Below are 16,303 nucleotides of genomic sequence, written 5' to 3' on the forward strand. Positions count from 1 at the left end.
GAAGAACACCGGGAAGTAGACGAACGACGACGGACGCTCGGGCCACAGCAGCGCGCCGGTGAAGGCCACCGCCACGCCGACGCAGCAGCCGATGCAGACGCCGACGGTGGCCTGCGCCAGCAGCCGGTGCACGCGCGGCTGCTCGGCCTGGCGCGCCTTGCGCCGCGACTCGATCCACAGCAGATTGCCCGAGTAGAACAGGAAGGCCCCGGCCAGCCCGGCGATCAGGTAGACCAGCCGCAGGGCCAGGTCGCCGTAGGTGCCGAAATGCAGCGCGAACAGCGCGCTGTACAGGCCGTGGTTCGCGTCGCGGCCGCTGGCGGTCTGGTTGGCGATCACGCGGCCGCTGTCGGGCTGGCCCGCGGCGGCGTGAATGCCGACCGAGCCGAAGTTGCCGAGCGCGCGCTCGCTGTCGCCGCGCACCTCGATCAGCGCATTGGCGTCGCCGACGCGCTGGTAGCGCACCGAATTGGGCTTGAAGCCCTCGCCGGCGGTGCGCTGCGCGATCTCGATCAGTTCGCGTGCCGGCATCAGCGGGGCCGGCTTGCCGGCCGCCTGCACCTCGGGCACCGACGACATCGCGGTCGGCAGCGCCGACATCAGCTTGCCGTCGAAGGTCAGCACGTTGAAGGCCATCGCCAGCGTCATCGACACGCAGAACAGCGCGCCGGTGATCGCGATGACCAAGTGGAAGGGCAGGCTGAACAGGCCGATCACGTTGTGCGCGTCCATCCAGAAGCGCTTCAGGTTGCGGCCCGGGCGCACGGCGAACAGGTCCTTCTTCAGCCGCGGCAGGTGCAGCAGCACGCCGGAAACGAGCGCCAGCCCGTATAGCACCGACACCACGCCCATGAAATGCATGCCGACCTGCATCGGCAGGCCCAGCGTGTAGTGCAGCGCGTTCAGGAAGTTCGACAGCTCGCCGCGGACGCCGTCCAGCGAGGTGTCCTGCGGCGAGGTGCGTCCGGCGCCGAGCTTTTCCTCGTTGGTGGTCTGCCACTCGCCCTTGGCATCCATCCAGTAGGCGGTGGTGTGCGGCTCGCCTTCGGTCGGCAGGCCGATATAGACGCTGGCCGCCGCCTCGGGATGGGCCTTGACCAGCGTGGCGACGAAGCGGTCCAGGTCCTCGGGCGAGGGCTTGGCGGCGGCGTGGGTCTCGCCGCGGATGCGCGCCGGCGACTGCCACTCGTGCAACTCGTGGTGGAACACGGTGATCGCGCCGGCGAAGAATGCGATAAACAGGGCCCAGCCGGCCATCAGGCCGACCCAGGTATGCAGCGTCTGATAAACGCGCAGCGTTGCAGCCTTCATGGGGGACTCCTTACGCGGCCGCGCCGGGCACGGCCATCAGCCGCCATCCCCACAACGCACCGAAACAGATCAGGTTGGCCGCGCCCAGCCAGAGCCAGGCGGCGCGGCTGCTGGAAAACAGCAGGCTGGTGCTGATGATCGCGACCCATAGCGGCAGGCTGGCGGTCACCGCGCCGATGATGCCGCTCTGCCAGCCGCCCGGCAGCCACAGGATGGCCAGCGTGCAGACCGCCAGCGACAGCGGAAAGCCGAGCAGCGTGCCGGCCAGCCATTTGGTGCCGATGCCGCCGTTCATGCCGCCTCCTCGCCGCCGCGGCGCTTGTGCAGATAACAGCCGAGAAAGGGCCACAGCGACAGGCCGGTGCCGAGCGTGGCCAGCGTCGCGGCGATGGAGGAGGGCCAGCTGTGCTCGGCCGACCAGCCGACCGCACCGGCCGAGGTCAGCACGATGCCGAGCCAAACCATCATCCGGCGTTGGGGAGGCTGGCGCAGCAGCACCTGGTTGGGACCGGCCAGATACAGGCAGGCAGCGCCCGCCAGGCCGAGTAGAGCGGCAAAGAGTTGCATCGCCAATATTTTGTTACCGAATTCAAAACACAAATGGTAATGATTCGTATTTGACGATGCAAGTTATTGATATTGTTTGCAATGTATTGATAGACGGGGAGGGAGCGAGGCAGCGGCCGGTGGAAATCGCCCTCTTCCCGGCCCTCTCCCGCAAGCGGGAGAGGGAGAACCCAGTGCGCGGGTCGGAAAAGCGGTCGGTTTGCTGCCCTCTCCCGCTTGCGGGAGAGGGGCTGGGGGAGAGGGCAATGAGGCGGTGGAGGACTACAGAGGCCGGCAGCGAAGCCCGCGGGGAAGCGTCAGCCGGGGAACAGATTCAACAACCCATCGAGTCCGACATGGTTGAACGCCACGCTGGCCTGCGCGCGTACCACCGGCTTGGCGCGGAAGGCGACCGACAGGCCGGCGATCGCCATCATCTTCAGGTCGTTGGAGCCGTCGCCCATCACGATGGCCTGGCGCGGGTCGGCGCCGATCGCTTCGCAGGCCTCGCGGACGGTGCGGGCCTTGACCTCGGCATTGACGATCTCGCCTTCGACGCGGCCGGTCAGCTTGCCGTCGACGATCTCGAGCGTATTGGCGCGGGTGAAGTCCAGGCCCAGCCGGGCCTTCAGCTTCTCGGTGAAGTGCACGAAGCCGCCCGATACCAGCAGCGTCCGCAGGCCCGCGGCGCGCGCCGCCTGCAGCATCCGCTCCGCGCCCGGCGACAGCCGCAGCCGTTCCTCGTAGACGCGGTCCAGCACGCTGGCGTCGAGACCCTTCAGCAGCGCGACGCGGCGCCGCAGGCTTTCGTTGAAGTCGGTGATCTCGCCGCGCATCGCGGCCTCGGTGATCGCCGAGACCTCGGCCTTCAGCCCGCAGAAATCGGCGATCTCGTCGATACACTCGATCGTGATCAGCGTCGAATCCATGTCCATCGCGACCAGCCGGAAGTCGGACAGCTTCCGGTGCGTCGGCAGCACCGCCCAGTCGAGCCGGCGCGGCTCGCAAAACGCCTCCAGCGCATCGCGCAGCCGGTCGTCGAGCGGCGCGCAGGCCTCGGCGGTGGCGACGGTGTCGCTGCGCAGGCTCAGGCCGGGCGCGTCGGCAAGCGCGCGCAACGCGTCGATATCCTGGGAGGCGATGGGTTGGAGGCTTTGGACGATCAGGGGCATGGGAAATCAAGTCTTGCGTCGTCCCCGCGAAGGCGGGGACCCAGCGGCTTGTTGAACCGGCAGCGGCCAGGAGGCCGCTGGGCCCCCGCGTGCGCGGGGGGCGACAGGAAAGCGCGGGGCCGACGGTGCCGGGGCAGGGGCGGCGGTAAAAGGACGTTATTGTAATCGTCCCGCGCCTGCCCCTGCGCCATGCCGATCAGCGCTGCGCCATCGTCATGTAGTCGACCGTCAGGTTCGACAGCGCCCGCACGCCATGGATCAGCGCCGGCTCATCGACGTAGAACTCCGGCGAGTGGTTCGACGGCGCCTTGGTGACATCGGTGCCCTTCGGCGTCACGCCGAGATTGAAGAACAGGCCCGGCACCTTTTCCTGGTAGAACGAGAAGTCCTCCGACGCGGTGGCCTTGGGCGCCAGCATCCAGTTGCCGTCGCCGGCCACGCGCTTGAGCGTCGGTGCCATCTTCTCGGTCAGCGCGGGCTGGTTGACGGTCGCGTTGTAGAGCTCGACCACGCGGAAGGTCGCCTCGGCGCCGGAACTGGCCGCGATCGACTCGGTGGTGCGCTTCATCCGCGCATGGATATCCTTCTTCATGCCTTCGTCGTAGGTCCGGATCGTACCCATCATCTCGACCTTCTCGGGCACGATGTTCATCCGGTTGCCGCCGTGGATCGTGCCGACCGTGATCACCGACGGCTCCAGCATCGCATTGACCTGCCGGCTCTGGATCGTCTGCAGGCCCATCACGATCTGCGACGACACCACGATCGGGTCGATGCCGCCCCACGGACGTGCGCCATGCGTCTGGCGGCCCTTGACGTCGATCCAGAACTGGTCGGCGGCGGCCATCGCCGGACCGCTGCGCCAGGCCAGCTTGCCCGACTCGATGCCGCTGCTGACATGCAGGCCGAAGATCGCATCGACCTTCGGGTTCTCCAGCACGCCCTCGGCCACCATCTGCTTGGCGCCCCAGATATTGGTGCCGTCCGGCTCGATATCGGCCGGGCTTTCCTCGGCCGGCTGGAAGATGAACTTGACGGTGCCGGGCAGCTGGTCCTTCATGCCGGCCAGCACCTCGGCGGTCGCCATCAGGATCGCGACGTGCGTGTCGTGGCCGCAGGCGTGCATCACGTCGACCTCCTTGCCGAGGTACTTGCCCTTGGCCTTCGAGGCGAACGGCACGTCGACGCGCTCCTTGACCGGCAGCGCGTCCATGTCGGCGCGCAGCGCCACCACCGGCCCGGGCTTGCCGCCCTTGAGCAGGCCCACCACGCCGGTCTTGGCGACGCCGGTCTTGACCTCCATGCCGAGCTTGCGCAGATGGTCGGCCACCAGCTTCGCGGTGCGCGTCTCGTAGTTGCCGAGCTCCGGATGCTGGTGGATGTCGCGCCGCCAGGCGATCAGCCGCGCCTCGGCGGCCTTGGCGCGCGTCTCGATCTGCGCGTGCAGCGCAGGGTCGCCGGTGCTTGTCGCGCTTGCCGTGTTTGAAGACGGGGCCGGCGATGCGGTCTGCGCCATTGCCGGCGAAAGCAGGGCCGAGCCGCACAGCAGGCCGGTGGCCGCTGCCAGCGCCGAGAGGGCGGCTGGCAGCGTCAGCAAGCGTTGGGTGCGGGCGGGAGCGGGGGAGCGGCGTGCTGCCATGTCGAGTTCTCCTTTGGTGTCGTTGTGGTTGGTGTTGCGGTGCATGCTGCAACGGGGCCTCTGCGTGCCCCTTGTCGATCCGGCCGGACCATGCGCGGCCCGGCCGTTCAGGCCATCGGTGAGGAAGCGCGATGCGCTTCCGGGGACTGGTGTCTTCGGTGTCCTGGCGTTGGACGGGAGCCGTCAGGCCGCGAGGCGAAGGCTGTCGACGACCTTGTGCAGGAAGGCCTCGCATTGCGCGAGCTGCTCCAGCGCGACGAACTCGTCGGCCTTGTGGGCCTGCTGGATGTCGCCGGGCCCGCAGACCACGGCCGGGATGCCGGCGCGCTGGAACAGGCCGCCCTCGGTGGCGTAGGCCACCTTGCTGATCGCGTTGTCGCCGGTCAGCGCGCGCACCAGCTGCGTGATCGCATCGCGCTCGGCGGCGTCGAGCGCCGGTGCCGCGGCGATCCGCGTGATGCTCAGGCCCGCGTCGGCATGCTCGGCGCGCATGCGCGGCAGCAGCACATCGTTGGCATAGGCCTCGATGCGCGCGCGGATCGCTTCCGGATCGACGCCCGGCAGGTTGCGGTACTCGAACACGAACTCGCACAGCGCGGGAATCGTGTTCAGCGCGATGCCGCCCTGGATCGTGCCGGTCGACGCGGTGGTGAAGGGCACGTCGAACGCATCGTCGTAGGGCCCCTTGGCGCGGAACTCGTCGGCGAGGTCGCGGATGAAGCAGATCAGCCGCGCCGCGTATTCGATCGCATTGACGCCGCGCGGGGTCAGCGAGGAATGCGCGGCCTGGCCCTTGACGCAGCAGCGATAGGCGTTGATGCCCTTGTGCGCGACGATCACGCGCATGCTGGTCGGCTCGCCGACGATGCAGCCCGCGGGCTGGATGCCGCGCTCGCGCAGGTCGTCGATCAGATAGGGGGCGCCCATGCAGCCGACTTCCTCGTCGAACGACAGCGCGTAGTGCACCGGTTCGCGCAGCCGCGCCTGCAGCAGCGTGGGCAACAGCGCCAGGCTGGTGCCGATGAAGCCCTTCATGTCGCAGGCGCCGCGGCCGTACAGCCGGCCGTCGCGCAGCGCGGGCCGGAACGGATCGGTGCTCCAGTCCTGGCCGTCCACCGGTACCACGTCGGTATGCCCGGACAGCACGATGCCGCGCTGCTCGCTGCCGTCGGCGGCGGGCACGATGACATGCAGATTGGCCTTGTTGCGCTGCGGGTTGTAGCTCAGGTGGGGCTTCAGGCCTTGCGCGACGAAGTGGTCGCGCACCGTTTCGATCAGGCCGAGATTGGACTCGCGGCTGGTGGTGTCGAACTCGATCAGCCGGCGGGTCCAGTCGAGGGCGGAGTGTTCGGGGGCATCGGCGAGGGCGTCGGCGGGGGCAGGGGTATGGGCAGGCATGCGGCAGGATCACGCTGTTGGATGTCCGATCCTACACCCGGATATGTGGTGGGGTCCACTTTGCCCAGTGGGCGGCCGTCTCCCCAACCCTCTCCCGCAAGCGGGAGAGGGGCCGAACGCGAGCGCTTCAGCTGCGGCCTTCGCTGCAGAACTCCTGCGCCCGATTGCAGGCAGGACGCTTCCCTCTCCCGCCTTGCGGGAGAGGGTGGGGGACAGGGCAACCGCCGCCCGTCATCCCACAGCCCATCACCCCTCAAGCCAGCTGCCGCAGCGTCTGCTTGATCGTCTGCGCGCGCACCGCCACGTCCGGCATCTTCGCCTCGATGCGCAGCTTGTCCTGGCCGGCCAGCTTGATATGCCGGTTCTTCTGCACCAGGTCGAGGATGCGGATCGCGTCGATCGGCGGGTTGGGCACGAACTGCACGCTGATCGAGGCCTCGCCGGCGTCGATCTTGCGCACGCCCAGCGGCACCGCGGCGATGCGCAGCCGGTGCGTCTCGATCAGCGCCTGCGCCTGCGCCGGCGGGCGGCCGAAGCGGTCGACCAGTTCCTCGTGGATGTCGTCGACCTGCTCGGGCCGCTCGCAGTTGGCCAGCCGCTTGTACAGCGACAGCCGCTCGTGCACGTCGGTGCAGTAGTCGTTCGGCAGCAGCGCCGGCGTGCCCAGGTTGATCTCGGTGGTGGCCGCCAGCGGCGCCATCAGGTCCGGCTCCTTGCCGGCCTTCAGCGCCTTGACCGCGGCGTTCAGCATGTCGGTGTACAGCTGGAAGCCGATCTCGTGGATCTCGCCCGACTGCTTGTCGCCCAGCACCTCGCCGGCGCCGCGGATCTCGAGGTCGTGCATCGCCAGGTAGAAGCCCGAGCCCAGTTCCTCCATCTGCTGGATCGCCTCGAGCCGCCGCTGCGCCTGCTTGGTCAAGCCTTCCGGATCGTGCACCAGCAGATAGGCATAGGCCTGGTGATGCGAGCGGCCGACGCGGCCGCGCAGCTGGTGCAGCTGCGCCAGGCCGAACTTGTCGGCGCGGTGGATCAGGATCGTGTTGGCGGACGGCACGTCGATGCCGGTCTCGATGATCGTCGTGCACAGCAGGATATTGGCGCGCCGCGCGACGAAATCGCGCATCACACGCTCGAGCTCGCGCTCGTGCATCTGTCCGTGCGCGACCGCGATGCGGGCCTCTGGCACCAGCTCGGCCAGCCGCGCGCGCTTGTTCTCGATGGTCTCGACCTCGTTGTGCAGGAAGTAGACCTGGCCGCCACGCTTGAGCTCGCGCAGGATCGCCTCGCGCAGCACGCCGTCTTCCTCGCGCCGCACGAACGTCTTGATCGCCAGCCGCTTCTGCGGCGCGGTCGCGATCACCGAGAAGTCGCGCAGTCCCTCGAGCGCCATGCCGAGCGTGCGCGGGATCGGCGTCGCGGTCAGCGTCAGCACGTCGACCTCGGCGCGCAGCGTCTTCAGCGCCTCCTTCTGGCGCACGCCGAAGCGATGCTCCTCGTCGATGATGACCAGGCCCAGCCGCTGGAAGCGCACGTCGTCGGACAGCAGCTTGTGCGTGCCGATCACGATGTCGACGGTGCCGTCGTTGATCTGCTTGATCGCGGCCTCGACCTCCTTCTTCGTCTTGAAGCGCGACAGCTCGACGATGCGCACCGGCCAGTCGGCGAAGCGGTCCGACAGCGTCTGGAAATGCTGCTCGGCCAGCAGCGTGGTCGGCGCCAGCATCGCGACCTGCTTGCCGCCCATCACCGCGACGAAGGCCGCGCGCAGCGCCACCTCGGTCTTGCCGAAGCCGACGTCGCCGCAGACCAGCCGGTCCATCGGCTTGCCCGAGGTCATGTCGGCGATCACCGCCGCGATCGCCGCGGCCTGGTCCGGCGTCTCCTCGAAGCCGAAGCTCTCGGCGAAGGTCTCGTAGTCCTTCGGCGACAGCGCGAACGCATGGCCCTCGCGCAGCGCGCGGCGCGCGTACAGGTTCAGCAGCTCGGCGGCGGTATCGCGGATCTGCTGCGCGGCGCGGCGCTTGGCGCGTTCCCACTGGCCCGAGCCCAGCGAATGCAGCGGCGCGGTCTCCGGATCGGCGCCCGAATAGCGCGAGATCACATGCAGCTGGTGGACCGGCACATACAGCTTGCTGCCCTTGTCGTAGTCCAGATGCAGGAATTCCTCATCGCCCTGGCCCATGTCGAGCGTGACCAGGCCCTGGTAGCGGCCGATGCCGTGCTCGCTGTGCACGACCGGATCGCCGATCTTCAGCTCGGCCAGGTCGCGCACCATCGCGTCGACGCTGCTGGCCTGCTCCTGCTTGCGGCGGCCGGCGCGGCGCGCGGTATTCGCATAGAGCTCGGCCTCGGTGACGAAGGCGAGATCGGGATGGCCGTCGGCACCGGGCAGCACGAAGCCGCTCTGCAGCGGCGCCACCGCGATCGCGAACGTCGCGTCGCTGGCGAGGAAGGCCGCGCAGTCCTCGACCGGGTGCGGACGCAGGCCGCTGTCGGCGAACAGCTGCAGCAGCGTCTCGCGGCGGCCCGCCGAGTCGGCGCACATCAGCACGCGTGCCTGCTTGCGCAGCAGCAGTGCCTCCAGGTTGACCAGCGGGTCCTCGGCGCGGCGATTGACCGAGACGTCGGGCAGCGCGGCCGACAGCGGCGCTGCATCGGCGCCGGCCGGGCCCTGCTGCAGCACCAGCCGCGCCAGCGGCTTGGCGGCGGTAAAGAACTGCTCTTCGTTCAGGAACAGCTGCGCGGGCGGCAGCAGCGGCCGTTCGCGGTCGTGCCGCATGAAGTCGTAGCGCTGCTGCGTATCGGTCCAGAAGCGGCGGATCGCGTCGTCGATCGCGCCGACATAGGCCAGCTGCGTGCCGGCCGGCAGGTAGTCGAACAGCGTCGCGGCCGACTCGAAGAACAGCGGCAGGTAGTACTCGATCCCGGCCGACGGCACGCCGTTGCCGATGTCCTTGTAGATCGGCGACTTGCTCGGGTCGCCCTCGAACACCTCGCGCCAGCGGCCGCGGAACGCGGTGCGCGCGGCCTCGTCCAGCGGAAACTCGCGGCCGGGCAGCAGGCGCACTTCCTTGACCGGGTACAGGCTGCGCTGCGTGTCCGGGTCGAACGCGCGAATGGTTTCGATCTCGTCGCCGAACAGGTCGATCCGGTAGGGCAGCGCGGAGCCCATCGGGAACAGGTCGATCAGGCCGCCGCGCACGCTGTATTCGCCGGGCCGCATCACCGCGCTGACGTGCTCGTAGCCGGCCAGCGTGAACTGCGCCTTCAGCGCGGCCTCGTCGAGCCGTTCGCCCTGCTTGAAGAAGAAGGTGTAGGCGGCCAGGAAGGCGGGCGGCGCTAGCCGGTACAGCGCGGTCTGCGCGGGCACCAGCATCACGTCGCACTGGCCCGTCTGGATATCGTGCAGCGTCGCCAGGCGTTCGGACACCAGGTCCTGGTGCGGCGAGAAACTGTCGTAGGGCAGCGTCTCCCAGTCGGGCAGCACGCGCACGCGCAGCTCCGGCGCGAACCACGGGATCTCGTCGGCCAGCCGCTGCGCGTCGACCGCGTTGGCGCAGATCACCGCCAGCATCGGCATCTGCCCCTTGTCGTGATGCGCGCGCGCATAGGCGGCCAGCGCCAGCGCATCGGCCGAGCCGTGCAGGCCGGCGATCTGGTGGCGCTGGCCCGCCTTGACCAGCGGCAGCTGAGTGGAAACGGGAAGCGCGGAAAGCGAGTTGGCGTCGGACATAAAAGCGGTTCGAATCAAACGACGACGCCCCGCCGGCAGCGCGGGCGGGGGTGTCGAGAAGAGGGTCGTATTATAGAATGCGCAGCGCCCGGCCATCGGGTGCCGCTTTGATGCGGCCTTCGGTGGCGCAGTCGGTGCCGCAGTCGGCGGCGCAATTGGTGCCGCCCCATTCCGTTATCCGCGTTATCCGCCTTGTTCCGCCAGTCCGCCGCATGTCCGAACGACGATTTGCCCTGATTCCCTGTGCCGGCAGCGGCAGCCGCGCGGGCGCGGGCCTGCCCAAGCAATATCGCGAGCTGGCCGGCCATCCGATGATCTGGTATGCGCTCGCCGCGTTCTCGGCGTGCGAGTCGATCAGCGCGACCGCGCTGGTGCTGGCGCCCGACGACCTGCCGCTGGAGGCGCGCTTCGGCTCGGCGGCCTTTGCCGGATTGCGCTTCGATACGGCCTTCGTCGGCGGCCAGTCGCGCCATGAATCGGTGCTGAACGGGCTGCGGCACCTGGTCCAGCTGGGCGCGGAGGATCAGGACTGGGTGCTGGTCCACGACGCCGCCCGCCCCGGCCTGACGCCGCTGATGATCGATACGCTGATCCGCGCGGTCGAAGGGGACGATGGCGATGGGCCCGACGCGGCGATCGGCGGCATCCTGGCGGTGCCGGTACCCGACACGCTCAAGCGTGCCGAGGCGGAACCGCTGCATCCCTCGCAGCCGTCCCGCATCGGCGGCACGGTGCCGCGCGAAGGGCTGTGGCAGGCGCAGACCCCGCAGATGTTCCGCGTCGGCGTTCTGCGCCAGGCGCTGGAAGACGCGCTTGCCAGCGGCGCGGTCGTGACCGACGAGGCCAGCGCGATCGAGCGGCTCGGCCTGAAGCCACGGCTGGTCAACGGCTCGCTGCGCAATTTCAAGGTGACCTATCCCGAGGACTTCGCGCTGGCTGAAGTCCTGCTCGGCGGCCCGTCCGCCGCCGCTTCTTCTGGTTATTCTGGAGACCGATCGCGATGATGCCCTTCGATATCCGCGTGGGACAAGGCTACGACGTGCACGCGCTGGTGCCGGGCCGCAAGCTGGTGCTCGGCGGCGTGGAGATTCCTCACGACCGCGGCCTGCTCGGCCATTCCGATGCCGATGCCTTGCTGCACGCGATCACCGACGCCTTGTTCGGTGCCGCGGGCCTGGGCGATATCGGCAGGCATTTCCCCGATACCGATCCCGCCTTTGCCGGCGCCGACAGCCGCGCGCTGCTGCGCGAGGCGGTGCGACGGGTGCGCGAGGCCGGCTATGAGGTCGGCAATGTCGATGCGACGGTGATCGCGCAGGCGCCGAAGCTGGCGCCGCATATTGGCGCGATGGTGGCCAATCTGGCCGAGGATCTGGGCATCGCGGCCGGCCGCTGCAACGTCAAGGCCAAGACCAACGAGAAGCTGGGTTTCGAAGGGCGCCAGGAGGGAATCGTCGCGCAGGCGGTGGTGCTGCTGTGGCGCGGCGCGATCGTCGCGCCGCAGGACTGAGCGCCGGCGCGTCGAGAGCGCGTCGAGAGCGCGTCGAGAGCGCGGCGTCGTGGTTTCGGCGCGATGCGTGCCGCTACAGGCCCGGCTGCGGCGCGTTGGCTTCCTTCGGCTCGATCGCGTAGACGTAGTCGACCAACCGTTCCAGCGGCCCCGAACGCGCCCCGGCCTCGGTCCGCTTGACGAAGCCCATCTGCTGGCACAGGCGGTTGGCGGCACCCATTTCCGGCATCGTGCGCACCACCAGCGCCTGCGCGCCGATATCGCGCGCACGCTCGATGCAGATCTGCATCAGCGTCCGCCCGAGCCCCAGCCCGCGTGCCTGCGGGCTGACCGACAGCAGCCGCGCCTCGGGCAGGGCCAGTGTCACCGTGCTGCCGTCCAGCGCCTGCAGCGTCGCGCCCGGATGGCAGAACAGCACCGCGCCGCTGATGCCGTGATCGGCCTCGGCGACCCACCATTCCATGTCGGACGTTTTGGTCGCGAGCACCGAACGCATGCCCTGCTGGAACGACGCGCGGCAGTCCTCCATGATCTCGAGCTCGTACTGCGCATACGCTTCCTGCGTGACCGCGGCGATCTGGCCCCAGTCCGAAGCGGTGGCGAGGCGATAGTGGAAATGCGGCGAGGAGGGCGAGGGCAGTTGGCTCATGGACGGTCCGCGAAGCAGAATCTGCCTCGATTGTAGGCCGGACCGTGCACAAATGCAGTCGGAGAAACGCGGACGCGCGGTGGCGTCGGCGCGCCGGAAATGACGATGGCCGCGCGGGGCGGCCATCGATCATCCGGGATGCCCGCGTGCGCGGGACACGGTCAGGACTCGCGGTCCGACCTTACTCGGCTGCGATCACGTTCGCCGCGGCGGTGATCACGGCCGCGATCCGGCCGACATCGCGCAGCTGCTGGGAGGTCATGCCTTGCTCGTTCTTCAGCAGCTCGTAGTGCGAGCGGATGCAGAAATGGCACTTGCCGACGATCGACGCGGCCAGCGCGTACATCTCGAAGCGGCGCTTGTCGACGCCGCCGTGGGTCGCATACGCGTTCATGCGCAGGCCCGCGGGCTGGCTGGCCAGATCGGGATCGGCCGCCATCTCGACATACGGATACCAGACATTGTTCATGCCCATCAGCGCGGCCGCGGTCAGCGCGCCATTCAGCTCTTCGGGCGACAGCACGCCGGCGTTGCGGATCGCGTCGACGATGATCTTGCTCTTGGCGGCGAAGGCGGCGGCCAGCGCCACGCCCACGGCATCGTTGCCCTCCAGCGAGGAGCGTGCGATGGTGCCGTCCAGGTTCAGGCGAATGTCCTTCGCATAGTCGGGGATGAGATTCTTGATCGTATTAAGGAATTCCATCAAATTCTCCTATCGCTTTGGGCGGAAAAAACCCGCGTCAGCGGGTTTCGGTGCGCACTGGGGCGCGGTTGCCGGCGGCGGGGCCGCCGGCAACATCGACGTCGCGCGAATTACAGCGTCGCGCCGCCGACCGCGCGGTTGCACGGGCACAGCTCGTCGGTCTGCAGGCCGTCCAGAATGCGCAGCACTTCTTCCGGGTTACGGCCGACGTTCAGGTTGTTGACCGACACGTGCTGGATCGTGTTGTCCGGGTCGACGATGAAGGTGGCGCGCAGCGCAACGCCGGCTTCCTTCTCGCGCACGCCCAGCTGGTCGACCAGCGAGCCGGTGGTATCGGCGAACTGCCACGAGTTCAGCTTGTTCAGGTCCTTGTGCTCACGGCGCCATGCCAGCTTGACGAACTCGTTGTCGGTCGAGCCGCCCAGCACGACAGCGTCGCGATCGGCGAAGTCCTGGTTCAGCTTGGCGAAGGCCACGATCTCGGTCGGGCACACGAAGGTGAAGTCCTTCGGGTAGAAGTAGATGATTTTCCACTTGCCTTCGAACGACTTCTCGGTGATGTCTTCAAAGGCCGACTGGCCGTTTTCTTCGTGGGCGTTGAAACCCGGCTTGACACCGACGACGTGGAACGGTTCGAGCTTGTCACCAACGGTCTTCATGGACTTCTCCTGGATACGGTTGAACAGACGCCAGCGCGGCATGACAAACGACCATCGTCGAAGACGACTTTCTCGGGTCCTTGCGCATGCCGCGCAACGAATGGGAAGTATGCAGCATCCTGCTCGGCACGGCTAATTGAAAATCTCAAAGAGCCCGATAGGCGAGGGACCCGCAAGGGACGGCGCTAAGCGGCGCGGTGCGTCCGGCCCGCGGCCATCCGGCAACGATACACGATTGCGATGACGGAACGGCGACGCGGGGCGCTTCGGGTGCGTTTCAGGTGCGCTTCCCGCGCGTTTCGGGCGCCTTCCGGACCCGCCTCACGCGCGGCGGAAACACGCGCTGACGACCAGCCCGCTGTCCGGCGCCGGACGATTGGTCAGCACCAGGCGGCCGCCATTGCGCTGCATGATGCGGTTGACGATCGACATGCCGAGCCCGGCGCCCTTGGCCTCGCTGCGCGCCGCGTCGAGCCGGTAGAAGGGCCGCGTCAGCAGCGGCAGCTGGGCGTCGGGCACGCCGTCGCCGCAATCGGCCACCACCAGCATCGCCTCCTTGTCGTGATTGCGCGTGGTGATGTCGACCTCGGCGATGCCGCTGTCCGGATCCTTGGCATAGCGGCGCGCGTTCTCGACCAGGTTGTCGAGGATGCGCTGCACCTCCATCCGGTTGGCCATCGCCATCACCGGCTCGGGCGCATGCACGCGGATGCGGATGTCATCGTGCGCGGCATAGACGTTGACCGCATCGCGCACCAGCGACGACAGGTCGACCGGCTCGCTGCTCTCCTGCGCGGGCCGCGCATAGTTCAGGAACTGGCCGATGATCGCGTCCATCTGCTCGATGTCGGCGATCATCGCCTCGCGCGTGCTGTCGTCGACCGGGGACATCTCGGTCTCGAGCCGCAGCCGCGTCAGTGGCGTACGCAGGTCGTGCGAGATGCCGGCCAGCATTACCACGCGATCATCGTCGAGCTGGCGCAGGTCGCGCACCATCTGGTTGAAGCTGTGGTTGGCCTGGGCGACCTCGCTGGCGCCGCGCTCGGGCAGGGGCGGCGGATCGCCGCCCGAACCGATCGCACGCGCGGCATCGGCCAGCCGCTTGAGCGGCCGGTTGACCCGCGCGGTGATGAAGGCCGCGCCGAAGATCGACAGCAGCAGGGCGGCCACGGTCCACCACAGCCATTGCAGCCCCGGCACGCGCTCGAAGCGCTCCGGGCTGATGGCGACCCAGTAGTCGTCGCCCTCGATCTCGAAGCTGACCCAGACGCCGGGAATGTCGTTGACCGTGGTCGCGATCACGGTATCGCCGCCGAGCCGGCCGCGGATTTCCTGCTGCACCAGCTGGGTCAGGAAGGGATTCGCGGTGGGCGTGGTGAAGTCGTCGTCGCGCTCGCGCGGATAGACCTTGATGCCTTCGTTCTGCACCAGGTCCAGCAGCAGGAAGCGGCGCCGCGCGGGGTCGGAATAGAGCAGGGCCGCGCGCGTCAGCTTGACCACGCTGACCACCTGCATCGCGATCTGCTGCGCGCGCGGGGCGCGTTCGAACAGCCGGTAGCTCTGGAACCAGATGCCCAGCGAAATGGCCAGCAACAGCGCGATCAGCATGAAGGTCCGCCAGAACAGCGAACCGAAGAAACGCGTGGCCGTGCGGCGGATCACAGTCGCCACGATAACGGCCGGGACTTATTTCACGCCATCGGGAATGAAGACGTAGCCCAGCCCCCAGACGGTCTGGATGAAACGCGGATTGCCGGGATCGGGTTCGATCAGCTTGCGCAGGCGCGAGATCTGCACGTCAAGGCTGCGGTCGAACACTTCGTATTCGCGGCCGCGCGCCATTTCCATCAGCTTCTCGCGCGACAGCGGCTGGCGCGGATGGCGGGCGAACACCTTGAGCACCGAGAACTCGCCGGTGGTCAGCGTGATTTCCTCGTCGTTCTTGGTCAGCGTGCGGGTGGCCAGGTTCAGCACGAAGTCGCCGAAGGCGAAGGTCTCCGGCGTTTCCGACGGGGCGCCGGGCACTTCGGCCGGGCCCTTGCGGCGCAGCACCGCGTGGATGCGCGCGATCAGTTCGCGCGGATTGAACGGCTTGGGCAGATAGTCGTCGGCGCCCATTTCCAGGCCGACGATGCGGTCCACGTCCTCGCCCTTGGCCGTCAGCATGATGATCGGCGTCTGGTCGTTGGCGCCGCGCAGACGGCGGCAGATCGACAGGCCGTCTTCGCCCGGCATCATCAGATCCAGCACGAGCAGGTCGAAACGCTCGCGCAGCCAGAGCTTGTTCATGGCGGTGGCGTTTTCCGCGACCAGCACGGTAAAGCCTTGCTCGCCGAGATAGCGGCGCAGCAGATCGCGGAGACGGGGGTCGTCGTCCACGACGAGAATCTTGTGGCTGGTATTTTCCATGGCGCTAATCTTAGCGAGTCTCGCTAGGGGTCAAAATGGCTTAACAAAAGGTTACATACTTTACCTTGCGGCTCGCCAAGTGCACAGCGGGCAGCGTTTACACTGCGCGCTGCCCGCAAAGGGCAAATCGGTCAGCCTCGATCCGGGAGCCTTGGCGTCGTCCAGCGGTAGCCCGAGCGGGCAAGCCCCAGACCGCCATTATCAATGAAAGCGAAATCCACCCGGTCCGAACCGCGCCGCGCCTCCGGCGCCCGACGCCGTGTCGCCGGAGCCCTGCTTGCGCTGCTGCTGCCGTCGATGCTGCTGCATGCCGCGAGCGCGTCCGCGCAGTCGCCGGGACTCGGCGCGCTGCTGCAGGGACACGGGCGCCATCCGGGCCGGGGCGGGGAGGGCTATGCGGGCAATCCGGGTCATGCGCGGCACGAGCGCGAGCGCCCGTCGCCGCGCGAAAGCCGTGGCCGCACCAACCGCCAGCGCGCCGAGCGCGACGCCGCCGAGCGGCAGGGGCGGGGCGGCAAGCTGTCCGCCGACGAGCGGCGCAAGCTGCGGCAGAGCCTGTACGACATCGGCAGGG

At 68.3% G+C, this 16,303-nt stretch carries 15 protein-coding genes; 3 read left to right on the top strand and 12 right to left on the bottom strand.

Annotated features, from left to right (window positions below; all coding sequences use genetic code 11):
- From B551_RS24025 to mfd, 7 genes are all read right to left on the bottom strand, one after another.
- Positions 1 to 1,311, bottom strand: a 1,311-nt coding sequence (locus B551_RS24025) for a PepSY domain-containing protein (protein ID WP_023265175.1), incomplete at its 3' end; no start/stop codon positions are given.
- A 10-nt stretch (positions 1,312 to 1,321) separates the two neighbouring features.
- Complete coding sequence (locus B551_RS24030) at positions 1,322 to 1,606, bottom strand: hypothetical protein (protein ID WP_006576342.1); 285 nt, start codon at positions 1,604 to 1,606, stop codon at positions 1,322 to 1,324.
- Positions 1,603 to 1,878, bottom strand: coding sequence for a hypothetical protein (locus tag B551_RS24035; protein ID WP_006576343.1), 276 nt, complete (start codon positions 1,876 to 1,878; stop codon positions 1,603 to 1,605). Before B551_RS24035 ends, B551_RS24030 begins: the two co-directional genes overlap by 4 nt.
- Positions 1,879 to 2,174: 296 nt before the next feature.
- The gene (serB, locus tag B551_RS24040; protein ID WP_006576344.1) at positions 2,175 to 3,029 is read right to left on the bottom strand and encodes a phosphoserine phosphatase SerB; all 855 of its coding nucleotides are present in this window, start codon (positions 3,027 to 3,029) and stop codon (positions 2,175 to 2,177) included.
- Positions 3,030 to 3,225: 196 nt separating this feature from the next.
- Complete coding sequence (locus B551_RS24045) at positions 3,226 to 4,668, bottom strand: amidohydrolase (RefSeq protein ID WP_043442645.1); 1,443 nt, start codon at positions 4,666 to 4,668, stop codon at positions 3,226 to 3,228.
- A gap of 183 nt (positions 4,669 to 4,851) precedes the next feature.
- Positions 4,852 to 6,066 (bottom strand): acetylornithine deacetylase, encoded by a 1,215-nt coding sequence (gene argE / locus B551_RS24050; protein ID WP_023265177.1) that lies wholly within the window; start codon positions 6,064 to 6,066, stop codon positions 4,852 to 4,854.
- Positions 6,067 to 6,319: 253 nt separating this feature from the next.
- Entirely contained in the window at positions 6,320 to 9,895 is a 3,576-nt protein-coding gene (mfd, locus tag B551_RS24055) for a transcription-repair coupling factor (protein WP_157072101.1), read from the bottom strand.
- Between the two features lie 116 nt (positions 9,896 to 10,011).
- Between mfd and ispD the strand changes: the two genes are divergently transcribed.
- Together ispD and ispF are read left to right on the top strand one after the other, a co-directional pair.
- Positions 10,012 to 10,803 carry a 2-C-methyl-D-erythritol 4-phosphate cytidylyltransferase gene (gene ispD, locus B551_RS24060; RefSeq protein ID WP_006576347.1) on the top strand — a complete coding sequence of 264 codons (792 nt, stop codon included), beginning with the start codon at positions 10,012 to 10,014 and terminating at the stop codon, positions 10,801 to 10,803.
- On the top strand, positions 10,800 to 11,309 hold the full coding sequence (gene ispF, locus B551_RS24065) for a 2-C-methyl-D-erythritol 2,4-cyclodiphosphate synthase (protein ID WP_006576348.1): 510 nt from the start codon (positions 10,800 to 10,802) through the stop codon (positions 11,307 to 11,309). Before ispD ends, ispF begins: the two co-directional genes overlap by 4 nt.
- Positions 11,310 to 11,382: 73 nt before the next feature.
- On the opposite strand, the gene B551_RS24070 is transcribed toward ispF, so the two are convergent.
- The 5 genes from B551_RS24070 to ompR form a co-directional block, all read right to left on the bottom strand.
- Positions 11,383 to 11,958, bottom strand: a complete 576-nt coding sequence (locus tag B551_RS24070; protein ID WP_023265178.1) for a GNAT family N-acetyltransferase — start codon at positions 11,956 to 11,958, stop codon at positions 11,383 to 11,385.
- A 181-nt stretch (positions 11,959 to 12,139) separates the two neighbouring features.
- Complete coding sequence (locus B551_RS24075) at positions 12,140 to 12,661, bottom strand: carboxymuconolactone decarboxylase family protein (RefSeq protein ID WP_006576349.1); 522 nt, start codon at positions 12,659 to 12,661, stop codon at positions 12,140 to 12,142.
- Positions 12,662 to 12,771: 110 nt separating this feature from the next.
- A complete protein-coding gene (locus B551_RS24080) occupies positions 12,772 to 13,320 on the bottom strand; it encodes a peroxiredoxin (RefSeq protein WP_006576350.1) in 549 nt (182 codons plus the stop codon).
- Between the two features lie 321 nt (positions 13,321 to 13,641).
- Complete coding sequence (locus B551_RS24085; RefSeq protein WP_006576351.1) at positions 13,642 to 14,991, bottom strand: ATP-binding protein; 1,350 nt, start codon at positions 14,989 to 14,991, stop codon at positions 13,642 to 13,644.
- 15 nt (positions 14,992 to 15,006) lie between these two features.
- Positions 15,007 to 15,729: a two-component system response regulator OmpR gene (gene ompR / locus B551_RS24090; protein WP_006576352.1), complete on the bottom strand. Its 723-nt coding sequence runs from the start codon at positions 15,727 to 15,729 to the stop codon at positions 15,007 to 15,009.
- Between the two features lie 204 nt (positions 15,730 to 15,933).
- Between ompR and B551_RS24095 the strand changes: the two genes are divergently transcribed.
- On the top strand, positions 15,934 to 16,303 hold a 370-nt coding region (locus tag B551_RS24095; RefSeq protein WP_023265180.1), incomplete at its 3' end, for a hypothetical protein.

Source organism: Cupriavidus sp. HPC(L) (assembly GCF_000307735.3).
Lineage (GTDB): Bacteria > Pseudomonadota > Gammaproteobacteria > Burkholderiales > Burkholderiaceae > Cupriavidus.